This is a genomic window from Rhodococcus sp. OK302 (assembly GCF_002245895.1).
Taxonomy (GTDB): domain Bacteria; phylum Actinomycetota; class Actinomycetes; order Mycobacteriales; family Mycobacteriaceae; genus Rhodococcus_F.
The window spans coordinates 4,907,527-4,923,284 of sequence record NZ_NPJZ01000001.1 but is presented as its reverse complement, the minus strand read 5'-3'; the positions used below and the strand labels follow the sequence as shown (position 1 = coordinate 4,923,284).

At 63.3% G+C, this 15,758-nt stretch carries 16 protein-coding genes and 1 other RNA gene; 9 read left to right on the top strand and 8 right to left on the bottom strand.

Going from position 1 to position 15,758, the window contains the following annotated elements; translation table 11 throughout:
* Nucleotides 1-60 precede the first annotated feature (60 nt).
* Nucleotides 61-1,065, top strand: a complete 1,005-nt coding sequence (locus BDB13_RS22560) for a cobalamin biosynthesis protein (protein ID WP_094273785.1) — start codon at nt 61-63, stop codon at nt 1,063-1,065.
* On the opposite strand, the gene BDB13_RS22555 is transcribed toward BDB13_RS22560, so the two are convergent.
* From BDB13_RS22555 to BDB13_RS22545, 3 genes are read right to left on the bottom strand one after another with little or no spacing between them, the layout of a single operon-like run.
* Complete coding sequence (locus BDB13_RS22555; RefSeq protein WP_094273784.1) at nt 1,006-1,926, bottom strand: SURF1 family cytochrome oxidase biogenesis protein; 921 nt, start codon at nt 1,924-1,926, stop codon at nt 1,006-1,008. The genes BDB13_RS22560 and BDB13_RS22555 overlap by 60 nt on opposite strands.
* Nucleotides 1,927-1,975: 49 nt before the next feature.
* Nucleotides 1,976-2,449, bottom strand: a complete 474-nt coding sequence (locus BDB13_RS22550) for a low molecular weight protein-tyrosine-phosphatase (protein ID WP_094273783.1) — start codon at nt 2,447-2,449, stop codon at nt 1,976-1,978.
* Entirely contained in the window at nt 2,436-3,119 is a 684-nt protein-coding gene (locus BDB13_RS22545; RefSeq protein ID WP_094273782.1) for an HAD-IA family hydrolase, read from the bottom strand. Before BDB13_RS22545 ends, BDB13_RS22550 begins: the two co-directional genes overlap by 14 nt.
* Nucleotides 3,120-3,175: 56 nt before the next feature.
* Here BDB13_RS22545 and cobC point away from each other — a divergent pair, with 56 nt between their 5' ends.
* The 4 genes from cobC (at nt 3,176) to BDB13_RS22525 (ending at nt 7,295) form a co-directional block, all read left to right on the top strand.
* Nucleotides 3,176-4,210, top strand: a complete 1,035-nt coding sequence (gene cobC / locus BDB13_RS22540; protein ID WP_094273781.1) for an Rv2231c family pyridoxal phosphate-dependent protein CobC — start codon at nt 3,176-3,178, stop codon at nt 4,208-4,210.
* Nucleotides 4,207-5,337, top strand: coding sequence for a Nif3-like dinuclear metal center hexameric protein (locus BDB13_RS22535; protein WP_254922923.1), 1,131 nt, complete (start codon nt 4,207-4,209; stop codon nt 5,335-5,337). Before cobC ends, BDB13_RS22535 begins: the two co-directional genes overlap by 4 nt.
* 96 nt (nt 5,338-5,433) lie before the next feature.
* Nucleotides 5,434-6,171 carry a zinc ribbon domain-containing protein gene (locus BDB13_RS22530; protein ID WP_094273779.1) on the top strand — a complete coding sequence of 246 codons (738 nt, stop codon included), beginning with the start codon at nt 5,434-5,436 and terminating at the stop codon, nt 6,169-6,171.
* The gene (locus BDB13_RS22525; RefSeq protein ID WP_094273778.1) at nt 6,168-7,295 is read left to right on the top strand and encodes a bifunctional RNase H/acid phosphatase; all 1,128 of its coding nucleotides are present in this window, start codon (nt 6,168-6,170) and stop codon (nt 7,293-7,295) included. The genes BDB13_RS22530 and BDB13_RS22525 overlap by 4 nt, the downstream gene beginning before the upstream one ends.
* A 4-nt stretch (nt 7,296-7,299) precedes the next feature.
* On the opposite strand, the gene BDB13_RS22520 is transcribed toward BDB13_RS22525, so the two are convergent.
* Together BDB13_RS22520 and BDB13_RS22515 are read right to left on the bottom strand one after the other, a co-directional pair.
* Complete coding sequence (locus BDB13_RS22520) at nt 7,300-8,559, bottom strand: SLC13 family permease (RefSeq protein WP_094273777.1); 1,260 nt, start codon at nt 8,557-8,559, stop codon at nt 7,300-7,302.
* Nucleotides 8,560-8,579: 20 nt separating this feature from the next.
* Nucleotides 8,580-9,107: a DUF1697 domain-containing protein gene (locus BDB13_RS22515; protein ID WP_094273776.1), complete on the bottom strand. Its 528-nt coding sequence runs from the start codon at nt 9,105-9,107 to the stop codon at nt 8,580-8,582.
* A 55-nt stretch (nt 9,108-9,162) separates the two neighbouring features.
* Between BDB13_RS22515 and rnpB the strand changes: the two genes are divergently transcribed.
* The 3 genes from rnpB to BDB13_RS22500 all read left to right on the top strand — a co-directional run bounded on the left by rnpB (nt 9,163) and on the right by BDB13_RS22500 (nt 11,565).
* Nucleotides 9,163-9,576: RNase P RNA component class A (gene rnpB, locus BDB13_RS22510), an RNA gene on the top strand.
* A 342-nt stretch (nt 9,577-9,918) separates the two neighbouring features.
* Nucleotides 9,919-10,104, top strand: coding sequence for a hypothetical protein (locus BDB13_RS22505; RefSeq protein ID WP_033233133.1), 186 nt, complete (start codon nt 9,919-9,921; stop codon nt 10,102-10,104).
* Between the two features lie 51 nt (nt 10,105-10,155).
* Nucleotides 10,156-11,565: an RNB domain-containing ribonuclease gene (locus BDB13_RS22500; RefSeq protein ID WP_094273775.1), complete on the top strand. Its 1,410-nt coding sequence runs from the start codon at nt 10,156-10,158 to the stop codon at nt 11,563-11,565.
* An 18-nt stretch (nt 11,566-11,583) separates the two neighbouring features.
* On the opposite strand, the gene pip is transcribed toward BDB13_RS22500, so the two are convergent.
* From pip to panB, 3 genes are read right to left on the bottom strand one after another with little or no spacing between them, the layout of a single operon-like run.
* Nucleotides 11,584-12,546, bottom strand: a complete 963-nt coding sequence (gene pip / locus BDB13_RS22495) for a prolyl aminopeptidase (protein WP_094273774.1) — start codon at nt 12,544-12,546, stop codon at nt 11,584-11,586.
* 11 nt (nt 12,547-12,557) lie between these two features.
* A complete protein-coding gene (locus tag BDB13_RS22490; RefSeq protein ID WP_169635024.1) occupies nt 12,558-12,995 on the bottom strand; it encodes a hypothetical protein in 438 nt (145 codons plus the stop codon).
* Between the two features lie 54 nt (nt 12,996-13,049).
* On the bottom strand, nt 13,050-13,895 hold the full coding sequence (gene panB / locus BDB13_RS22485) for a 3-methyl-2-oxobutanoate hydroxymethyltransferase (RefSeq protein ID WP_094273772.1): 846 nt from the start codon (nt 13,893-13,895) through the stop codon (nt 13,050-13,052).
* 193 nt (nt 13,896-14,088) lie between these two features.
* Here panB and BDB13_RS22480 point away from each other — a divergent pair, with 193 nt between their 5' ends.
* Nucleotides 14,089-15,657 (top strand): alpha/beta hydrolase, encoded by a 1,569-nt coding sequence (locus tag BDB13_RS22480; protein WP_094273771.1) that lies wholly within the window; start codon nt 14,089-14,091, stop codon nt 15,655-15,657.
* Nucleotides 15,658-15,758 lie beyond the last annotated feature (101 nt).

The window sequence follows — 15,758 nt, the reverse complement described above, 5'->3', positions numbered from 1 at the left end:
CGACTAGGGCCGTCACAGTCCTCTGTTCGACCGACAGGTCAAGCTTGATAGAACTGTCACGTGCTCAACAATTCGAAGTACCGTTCGCCTGCCACTGCACGCGCCGCCGGCCTGTTGCTCGGCTTTGCCGCCGACCGTTGCTTCGCGGACCCGGCACGATTTCACCCCGTCGCCGGTTTCGGGACGAGCGCTGCTGCGCTACAGCAGGTTTTGTACCGCGACAACAAGATCGCCGGAGTTGCCCACGTCGCGGTGCTGATTGCCGGGGTTGCGGCGCTGGGCACCGTGAGCAGCCGAGTTGCGGTTCGAGCCGGGTGGCTGTCCGATGTCGGCGTGACGGCCGCGGCAACGTGGGCCGTGCTGGGCGGGACGTCGCTCGCCCGGACCGGAAACGACATGGCGGTCCGGCTGGAGACCTCGCGTACGACCGGAGACCTCACCGCTGCGCGTGAGCTGCTTCCGTCGCTCTGCGGTCGCGATCCGTCGGTACTCGACGAGGAAGGGCTCACGAGAGCAGCACTCGAATCCGTTGCCGAGAACACCTCCGACGCCACAGTCGGCGCATTGTTCTGGGGTGCTGTCGCGGGAGTTCCGGGCCTGTTCGTCTATCGCGCTGCAAACACCCTCGACGCGATGATCGGCTATCGGTCGGAGAAGTACCGAAACTTCGGGTGGGCTGCCGCCAGGTTCGACGATCTGGTGAACATCGCGCCGGCCCGGTTGACGGGCGTCCTCACGGTCGCGTCGGCGCCGCGGGTCGGAGGTTCGCCACGGGAGTCGATACAGGCTTGGCGACGCGACGCGTCTGCGCATCCGAGTCCTAACGCGGGGGTCGCGGAAGCCAGCGCGGCGGGTGCTTTGGGGATTTCGCTCGGTGGTCGCACGCAGTACGCGCATGGCGTCGAACAACGCCCGGTACTCGGAAACGGGCCAGCCCCGACGCCGACGGATTTACGTCGGGCGTCGAGGCTGTCCTCGGTAGTTCAGATCGGTGCGGCAGCAGTGTCAGCGGGAATTGCCGTAGCGGTCGGCAAGTCTGGCTTCCTTCGCCGTTCGCGGCACTGACACGGGCTCGGGCTTGCGGAGCCGACTACTTCGGGCCGGTGCTGGAGTTGCTTCGGGGGTCGCGTCGTCGGGAGTTGTCCCGGCTGTCACATCGTCGGGAGTTGTCCCGGCCTCGGCCAGTGCCTTCTCCTTGCGGCGCTCACGCCATTCGGCCCGAATGAAGTAGGCGAGTCCGAGCGGTGCCATGATGCCGAACGCGAGCCACTGGAAGCCGTAGGAGAGGTACGGACCGGCATCGAGTTGGGGGAGTGGGATGGTGCCCAGGCCGCCCGGCTGATCGGGCTCGAGCTGGATGTACGCGTCGACGAGGTCGGTGCCGATGAACTCGCCGATCGGTCTGGCGTCGATCGAGTAGACCTGTTTCGCTCCGTCTTCGAACATCGGAACTCGGCCGGGTGCTGTGCCTTCGGAGAGACGAACACGACCGTTCAAGGTGACGGGATCTGTCGGCGGGGCCGCGATCGGAGGTGCCTCGGCGCCGTTGATCGGGCGTACGTAACCGCGATTGACCAGGATTGTTCGACCGTCGGTCAGCACGAACGGTGTCAGCACCTCGTACGACGGGGCGCCCTCGATGGACTGGAGGCGAACCAGGATATCGGCATCGGGTTGGTATGACCCGGTGGCCGTGATGTTTCGCCACTCGTCGTCGGGAGCGATGGTTCCGTCGGCAATGATCTCGCCGACGGGCACAGTCTCCGCGTTGATGGAATTGGAGATCAGATCATTGCGATGCTCGGTGGTGGTGTTCTTGCCGAGTTGCCACGGCGCCAGCACCGTGAAGCAGAGGTAAGCGAAGATGCCGACCACAGCTGCCAGTACCAACCAACCGGGCCGCAACATGAATTTGAGTCTTCGCACGACTACTACGGTATCCGTTCTCGATTGGTGAGTGAATTCGCTCCGGCGATTACAGCCGTTCTCGGATCCAGACCAGGATGTCGGGAATCGCCGCTTCGATCTGATCTCGGACCAATTCGAAGCCGTCGAAGTCGCCGTAATAGGGGTCGGGCACCGAACTCCCGTCCGCGTCGCGGTCGAAAGAACGCAGGAGGCGTCGACGCTCGGTCGGGACGCCGAGATGTGCAAGCTCACGGTCGTGGCCGGTGTCGAGGGGGACGACGAGGTCGGCAGAGAGATGGTCCGGGTCGACCTGCGCGGCGCTGTGCCCGGTCGGATAGTTTGCCGCTCGGAGCACGATGTTGGTGCGCTCGTCAGCTTCCTTGCCGCTGTGCCAGTTCTCGATCCCGGCGCTGCTCACACGGACCCGATCGTCGAGTCCTTCGCGCTGCAGATGTCCGAGAAGGATCTTCTCCGCCATGGGTGAGCGGCAGATGTTTCCTGTGCAGACAAACGTGACGTGGAGGGGTTCAGACGCGGCCATCGAGGAGTCCTCCCAATTCGGTTGTCGACGCGACGGAGCGATGAGCGTCGCGGGCTTCGGATGTGTGGCCGTAGCCCCATTCGACAAACAGTGTGGGTATTCCGAACTTGGCTGCGCCGAGAACGTCGTGGTCTCGATCGCCGATCATCAGGACGTCCGGAGTGCCGCCGTCGGCCGCTGTCACCGGGGTGAGCCCGAGTGAGGTCAGTGAGTGCGCAATCACATCGGGCTTGGCGCGACGGACGCCGTCGTTGCTCGCGCCACCGATGAACTCGAAGTGCTCGGCGAGGCCGAAGTGCTCCAGGATGCGGATGGCAAACCGCTCGGACTTCGACGTCGCGACGCCCAAGCGAGTCCCGTTGGCCTTGGCGCGCGCGAGGACCTCGTCCATACCGTCGAATACGGAGTTCTCACTCCAGCCGACGGCGTCGTAGCGCTCGATGTAGGTGTTGATCGCAGTCTCTACCTCGGTATTTGTCATTCCCAGCGACCGGAAGGTGTCGATCATCGGTGGTCCGATGACGGCGGCGAGCATCTCGTCCGTCGGCTCCGGGTGTCCGACGGCAGCGAGGGCGTGCCGAAATCCGGCGTGAATGCCGGGCGCCGAGTCGGTGATGGTGCCGTCGAGATCGAAGAGAACTACGGGGAAGGCGTCGAGAGTTTGAGTCACAGAAGGTCATTGTCCCCGACGAAGTGAGCGGTGTCCGCGCCCGTAGGCTTTGGTGCGTGAGTATCGGAACGGGCAACCTGGACAGTTTGCGTCATCACGGGGACGTCGACGCTGCGCCGGGCCTTCTCGATTTTGCTGTCAACGTTCAGGGTGCCGGTCCGCCGGCCTGGCTGCGGGAACGTCTTGCCGGCGAGCTGTCGACGCTCGGTTCGTACCCGTCGGCGGCGGCGGAACTGCGGGCTCGGGAAACGGTTGCGACGCGGCACGGGCGCCGCGCGGACGAGGTGTTGTTGCTGGCCGGTGGGGCTGAGGGGTTTGCAATGTTGCCGCGGCTCGGATCATCGTCCGCTGCCTTGATTCATCCGTCATTCACCGAACCGGAATTGGCGTTGCGAGAGGCCGGCGTGCCGGTGACGCCAGTGATTCTCGACCCTCCGTACGCACTGCGAACAGCAGTTGTGCCCGATGAAGCGGATCTTGTGGTGCTGGGAAACCCCACCAATCCGACGTCGGTGCTGCATCCGAAAGCCGACATCCTGGCCCTGCGTCGTCCCGGCCGGATTCTTGTGGTCGACGAGGCCTTCGGCGACGCGATACCGGGCGAAACCGAAAGCATCGCGGATCTGTCGTTGCCGGACGTGTTGGTGTTGCGCAGTCTGACCAAGACGTGGGCGCTCGCGGGATTGCGCTGCGGATATGCGCTCGGCGCCCCTGACGTGCTCGAAAAACTGGCGTACGGACGCGCGCATTGGCCGCTTGGAAGCCTGCAGATCGAAGCAATCAGAGCGTGTTGCGAACCGTCGGCGGTGGCGGAGTCACAGGCGAAGGCAGCCGTGATCGCGGATCAGCGCGCCGCACTATGCAAAGAATTGCGTGCCATCGGTGTCGCTGTCCACGAGCCGTCGGCGGCGCCTTTTGTTCTCATCGAACTTCCCGACGGCGAAGCGATGCGGACGCACCTGCGGACTCGCGGCATCGCAGTGCGGCGATGCGATACGTTTCCCGGACTCGGCCCGAATCACGTGCGGCTCGCTGTCCGTCCACCGCAGCAGGTGTCGATCTTGATCGACGCGATGAAGGAGTTTCTGTGAACACAACACTGGCCGACGTCATCACTGCTCTCGAGGCTGCGTATCCACCCGCACTGGCCGAATCCTGGGATTCCGTCGGACTGGTGTGTGGGGATCCGGCAGATTCCGTGAGCCGAGTTGTCTTCGCCGTGGATCCGACGGAAGCCGTGGTCGACGACGCCATTGCTTCGGGTGCCGATCTGCTGGTGGTGCATCATCCGCTGCTTCTGCGCGGGGTGGATACCGTCGGCGCGCACACGCCGAAGGGTGCTCTGGTGCACAAGCTGATCAAGGCTGGATGCGCGTTGTTCTCCGCACACACGAATGCCGATTCGGCAGATCCCGGGGTTTCCGACGCACTCGCCGACGCTCTTGGCCTGACGGTATTGCGTCCGATCGAACCGAAACCGTCTGCGCCGCTAGACAAGTGGGTGGTGATGGTGCCGGCCGGTAACACTGCCGCTGTGCGGGAAGCGCTGTTTGCGGCCGGCGCCGGCCGGATCGGTGACTACAGCAAGTGCAGTTGGACGGTGACCGGCACCGGCCAGTTCCTTCCCGGCGACGGGGCGAATCCGACGATCGGCAGTCTCGGCGCGATCGAGCAGGTAAGCGAAGATCGTGTCGAGGTCATCGCGGCACGAAATAAACGCGGGGCGGTGCTCGAGGCATTGCGCACTGCGCATCCGTACGAGGAACCGGCCTTCGATGTATTCGAACTCGCAGCCTTCCCGAGTTCATTGGGTTTGGGCCGCATAGGTGAGCTTCCGCACCCCGAAACTCTGCGTGAGTTCACGGCGCGTGTCGCAAAGGGCTTGCCGTCGACGGAGTGGGGCGTCCGCGCCGCGGGTGACCCCGACGCGATGGTGCGCACAGTTGCTGTCTGCGGCGGTTCCGGAGATTCGTATCTCGCGACGGTATCGGCACTGGGCGTCGACGTGTATGTGACGTCCGACCTGCGACATCACCCCGCCGACGAGCATCTGCGGGCCGGGGGACCGGCCTTGGTCGATGTCGCGCACTGGGCCAGCGAGTTTCCGTGGTGCAGCCAGGCGAAGTCGGTGGTCGACGCCGCCTTCGGGTCCGTTCCCGGATGGGAGAGCCGGGTATCGACAATTCGCACGGATCCGTGGTGCCTGAGTGCGTCGTAGGTCGGCCCCGATCAAGGTACGGTTGCACGAACATTTCAACAGCAGTTTTTTTCATGAGTCGTGCCGACCTCGGACATACAGCAGGAGTTACACAGCGTGAACGTCCAACCACAGGTGCAAGCCAAGCTTCTCGACCTCGCCGGCGTGGATGCGGAGCTCACCCGGATCGCACACCGTCGCAACGCGCTTCCCGAGCAGCAGGAAGTGGACAGTCTCGAGGCTGAACGCATCAGCCGCAAGGACGCGTCGGTGTCCGTCGAGATCCAGATCGATGACATCGACCGCGACATTCGCAAGCTCGAGGGCGAGATCGACGCGGTTCGTCAGCGTGAAGACAAAGACCGAACACTCTTGCAGAGCGGCAGCGTGGGCGCCAAGCAGCTCACCGAACTCGAACACGAACTCGGCAGCCTCGTCCGTCGGCAGGGAATCCTCGAAGACGAGTTGCTCGAGATCATGGAACAGCGTGAGGCGCTGCAGGCCGATCACGATCACGCCGGTGCGCAGCTGTCGCAGGCCGAAGACGAGTTGGTCGATGCGAAGCGTCGCCGCGATGACGCAGTCGCCGATCTGAACAAGGCGCAGGAGCGTTGCCAGGCGGATCGCGAACGTCTGATCGGTGAATTCCCGGCTGATTTCCTGGCCGTGTACGAGAAGCAGCGCACTCAAGGCGGACCGGGTGCAGCACTCCTGCAGGCTCGCCGTTGTGGTGCGTGCCGGATCGAAATCGACCGGGCCGAGATTGCGCGTATTGCAGCCGCACCGTCCGATTCCGTTGTCCGCTGCAACGAGTGCGGCGCAATCATGGTTCGTACCAAGGAGTCCGGTCTGTGAGTTCGTCACAGGTCATCATCGAGGCTGATGGTGGATCGCGAGGCAATCCGGGACCGGCCGGGTACGGCGCCGTCGTTTTCGACGAGGCTCGCACTGTGCTCGCGGAGCGCAAGGAGAGCATCGGCATCGCCACCAACAACGTGGCGGAATACAGCGGACTCATCGCCGGATTGACCGCTGCGGGTGAACTCGGAGCGACCGACGTGGACGTCCGGATGGACTCCAAACTGGTGGTCGAGCAGATGTCCGGACGCTGGAAGGTCAAGCACCCGGACATGATTCCGCTCCAGCGGCGCGCAGCGGAGTTGGCCAAGCAGTTTTACCGCGTGACGTACACCTGGATTCCCCGGGCCGAGAATTCGCACGCGGATCGCCTGGCAAACGAGGCGATGGATGCTGCGGCGGGCATCGAATCAAAGACTGCACCGGTCGCAGCTCCGGTGGACGCACCCTCCGAGTCGACATCAGAACCTCAGATCGCCGGTTCGCCGGGTTGGGTTGCCACCACCGGCAAGCCGACGCGAATGTTGTTGCTACGGCACGGCCAGACCGCGATGTCGGTAGATCGTCGTTACTCGGGCCGGGGCAATCCGATTCTGACCGCCTTGGGCCGCGCCCAAGCTGCTGGGGCCGCAGCGCGATTCGGAAGCCGCGGCGGTATCGACGCCGTCGTCTCGTCGCCGTTGGGTCGGACTCGTGAAACCGCCGAGGAATCGGCACGTGTTCTGGGACTGCCGGTAATCGAGCACAAAGGTTTGATCGAAACCGATTTCGGCGACTGGGACGGTCTGACGTTCAGTGAAGCAGCCGAGCGTGATCCGGAACTGCATCGCCAGTGGCTGTCCGACACGTCGGTGAAGCCTCCGGGAGGCGAGAGCTTCGACGAGGTCCGTGAGCGTGTGATTGCCGCGCGTGACGATTTGATCGCAACGTACGGCGGCGCAACTCTTCTCGTCGTTTCGCACGTGACGCCGATCAAGACTCTCGTGCAGCTGGCGCTCGACGCCGGTCCGTCATTGCTGTATCGCTTGCATCTGGATTTGGCGTCGTTGAGTATCGCCGAGTTCTATCCCGATGGGGGAGCGTCCGTTCGGCTTGTCAACGACACGTCGCACCTGCGCTAGCCAGTTACAACACCAACCACAACGCGCTCACCGCAACAAGCAGGGTGAACGGCGTTGTGGCCAGGCCGAGCTTCGTGAAGGTTGCCAGCGTGGGCGCCGCGCCCACGCTGGTGGCCACACGCCGCCACAGCATCGTCGCCAGTGATCCGACATAGGTCAGGTTGGGTCCGATGTTGACTCCGATCAGCATGGCCAGCAGCAGCCCGGGCGGCGCCGACGGGCCGAGTGCCGCGATCATCAGCAGCGTGGCCGGCAGATTGTTCACCAGATTCGAGGCAAGCGCCGCCACCGTCGCAACAACGAGCAGTGAGATGAAGCTCGTGTCCGACGGCAGTATCCGTCCGATCCAGTCCCCGATCGGCCCGTGTGCGACGCCCGCGACGACAACGCCGAGCACCAGCACAAAAGCGCAGAACCACAGGTCTGCGGCGTAGAGAACTTTTCGTAGATCGGTTCGGCGTCGACGCAACGCCACACTCCCGAGCACGAAGGCACCCGCAACAGCGACCCAGGCGGGCTCGATGCCGACGAATCCCGAAGCGGCAAAGCCGACGAGCGTTGCCCCGATGACAACCAACGGCAGGGTCGGCGCATGCAAGCGCGGGCTCGGCTGATCAGGCTCATCACGATCGGGTGCTTTCAGCTCCGCGTCAATGGTCGCTTTCAGCTCCGCCCGAAAGAACAGCCGGAATATCAGGTACTCCATCACGATCGTCACAACCCACGGCAGGGCCATCAGTGCGGTGAAATGCAGGAAGGTCAGACCGGTGGCGGAGAAGGCGATGAGGTTAGTCAGATTGGACACCGGCAGGAGCGTCGATGCCGAATTGGAGAGGTGCGCAGCAGCATACGAGTGTGGGCGCGGACTGGCTCCCACGGCTCGGGCTGCCCCGATAACTGCCGGTGTCAGAAGGACGACGGTCGCGTCGAGGCTCAGGACAGCGGTAGTCGCGGCGGCCGCGACGAACACGTAGTTCAGGAGCCGTCGGGGGTCGCGCCGTGATCGTTGCTGCAGCACCTGGCTGACCCAGCCGAAGACACCCAACGCATCAGCGGCGTGCGCGAGTATCAGCACCGCTACCAGGAAGACGACGGTCGGAGTCATCGTCGCTACTTCGGTACGCGCCTCGGTGAGGCTGACAGCGCCGGTCAGTACGACGATCAGCGCAGCGGGGCCGGCAACAACTATCTCGGGAAGACCGCGCGGGCGGGCGATCGCGAAGATCAGGACCGCGGCGACCAGAAGGATCGGAAGCAGATTCACGGGCGGGTATCAGTCGAGTGTCAGCGCAGCAGCTTGTTGAGGGTGTTGAGGTTGCGGGTGGTCGTGAACGCCTTGAACTTCGGCTTACCGGTGTATTTGCCGACGACGCTCTTGAGCGTCATACCCTTCTCGACTTCCCAGTACAGCACGCCGTCGCCGACGCCGATCTGCTCGAGGTTCGGATCAAGTTGGTCTGACAGCGAAGCCAATTCGTCGAGTACGGCAGGTTCGGACGCGATTATCGCGTAGGAGTGCCACCCCTCGTGGCCGGGATCGAACGGATAGTTGTCGACGATCGCCTGCAGTGCCGGTGTATCCAGCACAAAAACCCACGCCTCGTAGCCGAACTCCGTGTTCAATGCCGTCTCGATTTGCTTCTTCAGCGCCGCCACATTCGTGCTGTCGCTGTCGAAAAGAACGTTGCCGGATGCGAGGACCGTCTTGACGTTCTCGAAATCGAGTTGAGTGAAGACGCGGGCCAGGTCCACCATCTTGATGTTGATACCGCCGACATTGATGCCGCGTAGCAGGGCAACGTACCGAGTCATACAGAGGACCATAGTGTGGGCCACCGACAGAGACCCGGTAACCTACTGGGGCGGACGAGTTGGCTGGGCGGCTGCGGATCGGGGAACCTGCGCGTAGTGCGCACAGGCCTCGAGTCGAGGAAAGTCCGGACTCCACAGAGCAGGGCGGTTGCTAACGGCAACCCGAGGTAACTCGCGGGACAGTGCCACAGAAAATAGACCGCCGGCCTTTCGAGGCAGGTAAGGGTGAAACGGTGCGGTAAGAGCGCACCAGCACCCCGGGTGACCGGGGTGGCTAGGTAAACCCCGCCCGGAGCAAGGTTGAAGGTCGCATCGCTTGCGGTGCGGCTGCGCAGGTGTTCGAGGGCTGCTCGCCCGAGCCTGCGGGTGAACCGCGTGAGGCACCCGGCGACGGTGTGTCCAGATGGATGGTCGCCACTCGTCACTTCGGTGTCGAGGACAGGATCCGGCTTATACGCCAACTCGTCCGCCCCCAGACTGAAAAGAAACCCCCGTCGACCGAGGTCGACGGGGGTTTCTTGTCGTAGATCTGTGGGACGACTTAGAGGGGCTTGATGACCAGCAAGGTCGCCCAGTACGTCGCCGCGTCACGGCCCATGAGCGGGAGGAGGTAATCGTAGAGAATCGCGGACATTGTGCGCTCCTAATTTCTTTTCGTAGCTCGTCGAGGGCGATCAAGCAGAACTCACCGTTCGAATGTCCGGTTCTCACCTGCCAGGCCGACGAAAGAATAGCAGTCTTACAACGATGTACAAGCGCGACTCCCATTGGAATGTCACCCGCGAGTCGCCGGGAATGCCACACTGTATTCATGACTGATGAAGATCGACTCTGGTACTTCGATGTGTCCGATGGATCTGTCTCCCAAGGGAAGGGGCCTTCGTCCCTGACACGGATGGGGCCGTACCCTGATCGGGAGTCGGCAGAACATGCATTGCAGATCGCGGCTGAACGCAACAAAGCCGCTGATCGGGCCGACGACGACTGGAATAACTGAGTTCGGTTTCGCCGCCGAACCGAAGGTGGAGGACGCGTGCCGGCAAGTCGAATGATGGTGCAGGGAATCGACTTCGGGATGATCCGGGCGGAGTTCGCGCTACCCGACGCATTTGGTAGCGCGGCGTTGGCAGAAGCCGAAAATGCTCGAGATCGATTGGCCGAGGGCCGTCTCGACGCCACCGACATTCCGTTTGTCACTATCGACCCGCCGGGATCGATGGATCTCGACCAGGCCGTGCACCTGACGAAGTCGGCGGACGGTTTTGTCGTGCACTACGCAATCGCGGATGTCGCTGCCGTGGTGAACCCTGGTGGGGCACTGGACATCGAAACGCGCAAGCGAGGCCAAACCTTCTACCTACCGGACGGTTCTGTTCCGCTGCATCCGCGTGCTCTGTCCGAAGGTTCGGCGAGCCTGCTCCCGGATGTGGTTCGACCCGTTGCACTGTGGCGGATCGAGCTCGACGGAAATGCAGAGCCGACGTCGTGGACGGTGACACGCGCGCTCGTGAAATCAGTGGCGCGTCTGGATTATTCGACGGTCCAGCGTGACGCCGACGCCGGCACCCTGCATCCGTCCATTGCGGCGCTCCCCGAATTCGGCCGCCTGCGCGGCATCTCTGCGGTAGCCCGCGGGGCGATCGAACTGAAACTGCCGGAGCAGTCGGTGGTTCGGGAGGATTCGACGGCTGACGGTTCGGGGCAGTGGCACATCGTGCTGGAACCGCGCACCGAGGCCGATGACTGGAATGCGGAAGTATCGCTCCTGACCGGAATGTGCGCCGGAAAAATGATGATCGACGCCGGTGTCGGATTGCTACGCACTTTGCCACCGGCCGAGAAGTCTGCGGTGGACGCCCTGCGCCGCACGGCGCTCGCGTTGGGAATTGTGTGGCCGCAAGACAAATCGGTGGGGCAGATCCTTGCCGGACTCGACGCCCAGGCGCCGTCCACGTTGGCTCTGATGTCGGTTGCGCCGTCCCTGCTGCGTGGCGCGGACTACGCGGCGTTCGACGGGCAATTACCGGACCTGACAGTGCATTCAGGGATCGGTGCGCCGTACGCCCACGTAACGGCACCGCTGCGCAGGCTCTCCGATCGATTCAGTACCGAGGTCTGCCTGGCGATCAGTGCCGGTGCAGCGATACCGGAGTGGGCGCGCACCTCGCTGCCCGAGTTGCCTCCGATTATGAGCGGCTCGGATTCCTTGGCCAACAAGGTGGATCGGGCATGCATCGATCTGACCGAGGTCACGTTGCTCGAGGGCCGTGTCGGCGAGGTGTTCGACGCGGTGGTGATGCGAGCCAAGGACGGCAAGCGTGCGGCCGAGGTGTTCGTTCCGTCGGTCACGGTAATTGCCAAGTGCGTCGGCACTCCCGACGACGGGGAGCGGGTCAAGGTCCGTCTCACCGCCGTCGACATGGCCAAGCGGACAGTGGAGTTCACTTTTCCGGCTTGATCGAGTCACCGAATGGAGTTACCGGTAAGCGTCGGTTGCTTCGAGGAGGTGATGCATGATGCCGGGTTCCATCGCGGAATGTCCGGCGTCGTCGACGATCACGAGCTTGGACTCCGGCCACGCGTTGTGCAGATCCCAGGCACTGGTGGCCGGACAGACGACGTCGTAGCGCCCCTGCACGATGGTGCCGGGGATGCCGCGGAGTGTCGAACTCTGGTGCAGGAGTTGGGCTTCGTCGAAGAATCCACCGTTGATGAAGTAGTGGTTTTCGATACGTGCGAATGCCAGGGCAAACCGGATCTCGGAGTTCTCCTCGACCTTGTCCGGTTGGGGGAGCAGGTAACTGGTTGAACCTTCCCACGCGGACCACGCGATGGCGGCGCGGGCGGCGACCTCGGGATCGTGGGAATGCAGCAGTCGGTGGTAGACCGCCACCAGATCGTTGCCGCGCTCGTCTTCGGGAACCGGTTCGAGGAACTGAGCCCACCGTTCGGGGAAGATATTGCCGGCACCGCCGTTGTAGTACCAGTCGATTTCGCGTCGGCGCAGCAGGAAGATCCCGCGCAGTACGAGTTCGGTCACGCGGGTCGGAAATGTTTCGGCGTAAGCGAGTGCCAGGGTTGAACCCCAGGACCCGCCGAACACCATCCACCGCTCGATAGCGAGGTGCTCACGCAGAGCTTCGATATCGGCGAGCAGTTTGTCGGTCGTGTTCACCGACAGATCGGCGCCATCGGCAACGTGGGGTGTGGACCGTCCGCAACCGCGTTGATCGAGAAGGACGATCCGGTAGGCCGCCGGATCGAAGAACTGGCGGAACGACGGATGCGTGCCGCCGCCGGGGCCACCGTGAAGGAACACGACCGGTTTGCCGTCCGGGTTGCCGCTGGCTTCCCAGTACAGGCGCTGATCGTCACAGACGTCGAGGTACCCACTGGAATACGGGTCGATCGGCGGATAGAGAGTGCGCAGTTCTGCCATGAGAAGCCGACCTAGAACCCGACCATGCCCGAGGCTAGATCGGGGATCTCGAGCGCGTACAGGGCACCGTCACGCACCTGTGGGCAGCTGGCAGCCATTGCGGTGTCGACGCGATCGCGGTGCTGGGCGAGATCAAGAAGATTGATGCCGTTCGCGGTTGCCCACGAACCGACGACAATGTTCAGCCCGCCCTTGCCGAGCGTCGGCGTGACCGTGCGCCAATTCTGAAGTTCCGCTTCCATATCCGAGCACAACTGCTGGACCTGAGCGTCGGTGAAGGTCCCCGGTGCTGCGGTCGTGGCTGAGTTTGCTGCTGCCGAGGTAGTCGGTGCGGTCGAACCGGAAGACGCGGGAGAGACTGTTGTCCCTCCCGCGCATCCACTCAGAACCGTCACGAGAACTGCGCCGCCAACTGTGGCAGCAGCGAAAGTACGACGGTTACCCATCATGGAACGCACCCCTGAATCTTCTTCGAGAGACAGGCGGCGTTCGCCGGTCTCGGATCAGAAACTGTGCTCTTCGGCCGGGAACGCACCCGTGCGAACTTCTGACGCATAGGCTGCGGCCGCAGAGCGCAGTTCGTCACCGACGTTACCGAAACGTTTGACGAACTTGGCTGTCTTGCCGCTCGTGTAGCCCGCCATGTCCTGCCAGACGAGGACCTGGGCATCGCATTCGTTGCCGGCGCCGATACCGACCGTGGGGATGGTCAACTTGCGGCTGACCTGGCCCGCAATGTCTGCCGGAACCATTTCCATGACTACCGAGAACGCGCCGGCCTCCTGGACGGCAATGGCGTCCGCCACAAGTTGCTCGGAGGCGTCGCCGCGGCCTTGGACGCGGAATCCGCCCAGCGAGTTGACGCTCTGCGGGGTGAATCCGACGTGAGCCATGACGGGGATACCGGCAGCGGTGATGGCAGCGATCTGCTTGCTCATCCGCTCGCCGCCTTCGATCTTGACGGCGTGCGCGAGGCCTTCCTTCATGAAGCGGGTGGCGGTGGCAAGTGCCTGTTCCGCAGAGCCCTCGTAGGTACCGAAAGGCAGATCGGCGACAACCAGGGCGTGGGGAGCGCCGCGAACGACTCCGCGAACCAGTGGGAGCAGCTCGTCGATCGTGATCGGCACTGTCGTGTCGTAGCCGTAGACCACGTTGGCGGCCGAATCGCCGACGAGGAGTACCGGAATGCCGGCGTCCTCGAAGATGCGTGCCGTCGAGTAGTCGTAGGCCGTGAGCATCGACCAGCGTTCACCGCGTTGCTTCATCTCGGCGAGGTGGTGAATGCGTGTCTTGCGCTTGGGTGCTGCAGCGGTTGTAGGTGCAGAACCGTAAAGAGGAGTCTCGGACATCGTTGTCCCTTTCGTGCCTCGAGGCCCTTGTCGGGTCCCCGGGTTTGGGTGATGACACGCTCAGTCTGCCACCGGGAACCGTCGGAGCGAATAGGTGACGCAGGTGCGTTGGGTCACACCGCAGCAGTCACTGTGGTGCAAGCGAATGGCTGGTTACCGACCGTCCGTGGCGTCCCCTGGCACTATCGGTGGCATGTCGAAGTCTTTTCGCCTCGCCGGTGCCTTGGCCGGAAGTGTCGCAGTCCTCCTGCTCGTCGCTGGTTGCACTACGTCGGGGGGTGAGACTCCGACGCCGGAGACCACCGGTGCGCCGTCGACGGGTGCGATTCCCGCGGGCTTGGAGAAGTTCTACGACCAGACTCCGGACTGGGGTTCGTGCGAACAATTTGCCACCGACTCTCCACTCTCGAGCAGTATCGACTGCGCCACGATCGAAGTTCCGATCGACTATGCGCATCCGGAGGGGAACACCGCGAGGGTTGTCATCTCGCGAGCGAAGGCGACGGGGGAGCGCATCGGATCTCTTCTGATCAATCCCGGGGGACCCGGCGGATCAGGACTGTCGATGGCGTCCCAAGGTTCGGGGACGCAGTTGGCGGAGCATTTCGACCGGATCGGGTTCGATCCGCGCGGTGTGGGTGCGTCGACGCCTCAGGTGCGTTGTCTGACGCCTGCCGAATTCGATGCCGACCGCGCCGACGTCAACGTCGATATGACTCCCGAGGGAATTGCTCGTGCCGAGCAGGAGAGCAATGACTACGCCGCTGCGTGTGTCGAGCACACCGGCACCGAATTCCTCGCCCACGTCGGCACGTACGAAGTGGTGCGCGATCTGGACGTGATTCGCGGGGTGCTCGGAGATTCAACGATGAACTTCCTCGGGTTCTCGTACGGAACGCGAATCGGTTCCACTTACGCCGAAACCTTCCCGCAGAATGTCCGGTCCATGGTGCTCGATGGGGCGTTGGATCCGAATCAGGATGTCGTCGACGAGGTTGTCCTGCAGGCCAAAGGCTTTCAGATTGCGTTCGATGCCTTTGCCGCGGACTGTGTTTCGCGGCCGCAGTGCCCACTCGGGGATGATCCGGCGCAGACTCAGGCGCGATTCAAGGAATTGGTCGAGCCGCTGATCGAGAAGCCGGCGGCAACTACGGATCCGCGCGGACTCAGCTACGAGGACGCGTTGACCGGGGTGCAGCAGGCCTTGTATTCGCCGCAACTGTGGACTTCGTTGCGCGGCGGATTGACCAGCCTTGCCGACGGCTACGGTGACTCGCTTCTGAATTTGGCTGACCAATATCAAGGGCGCGATCGCGACGGTACGTACTCCAATCTCAACGACGCCTTCAATGCAATCCGATGTGTCGACGACCCGGCGACAACCGATCGGGCCGAGGCGGGGGAGGCCGATACCCGGTATCGCGAAGCCGCCCCGTTCCTCGATGACGGTCGCGGAACCGGTCAGGCGCCACTGGATATCTGCGCCTTCTGGCCCGTTCCGGCGACGGACGCTCCACACGAACTCGATCCACAGGCACTGGCCGATGCCGGTCTGCCGACGCTTGTCGTCGTATCGACTACCGAGGACCCGGCGACGCCGTACGAGGCCGGGGTGGATCTGGCAAAGCAGCTGGGCGCAGCGCTCATCACGTTCGACGGAACACAACACACCGTCGTCTTGGACGGCAATTCTTGTATCGACGATGCTGTGATCGACTACTTCGTCTACCTGAAAGTTCCGGAAGACGGCTTGACATGTTAGTGCCTGCACGCTCGTACGCTGCGCAGATGCGAGGGTGACAAATCACTCGGACAACTCCGACCACTGATGTAACACAGATTTAACGTGGCTTGCTTACTCTC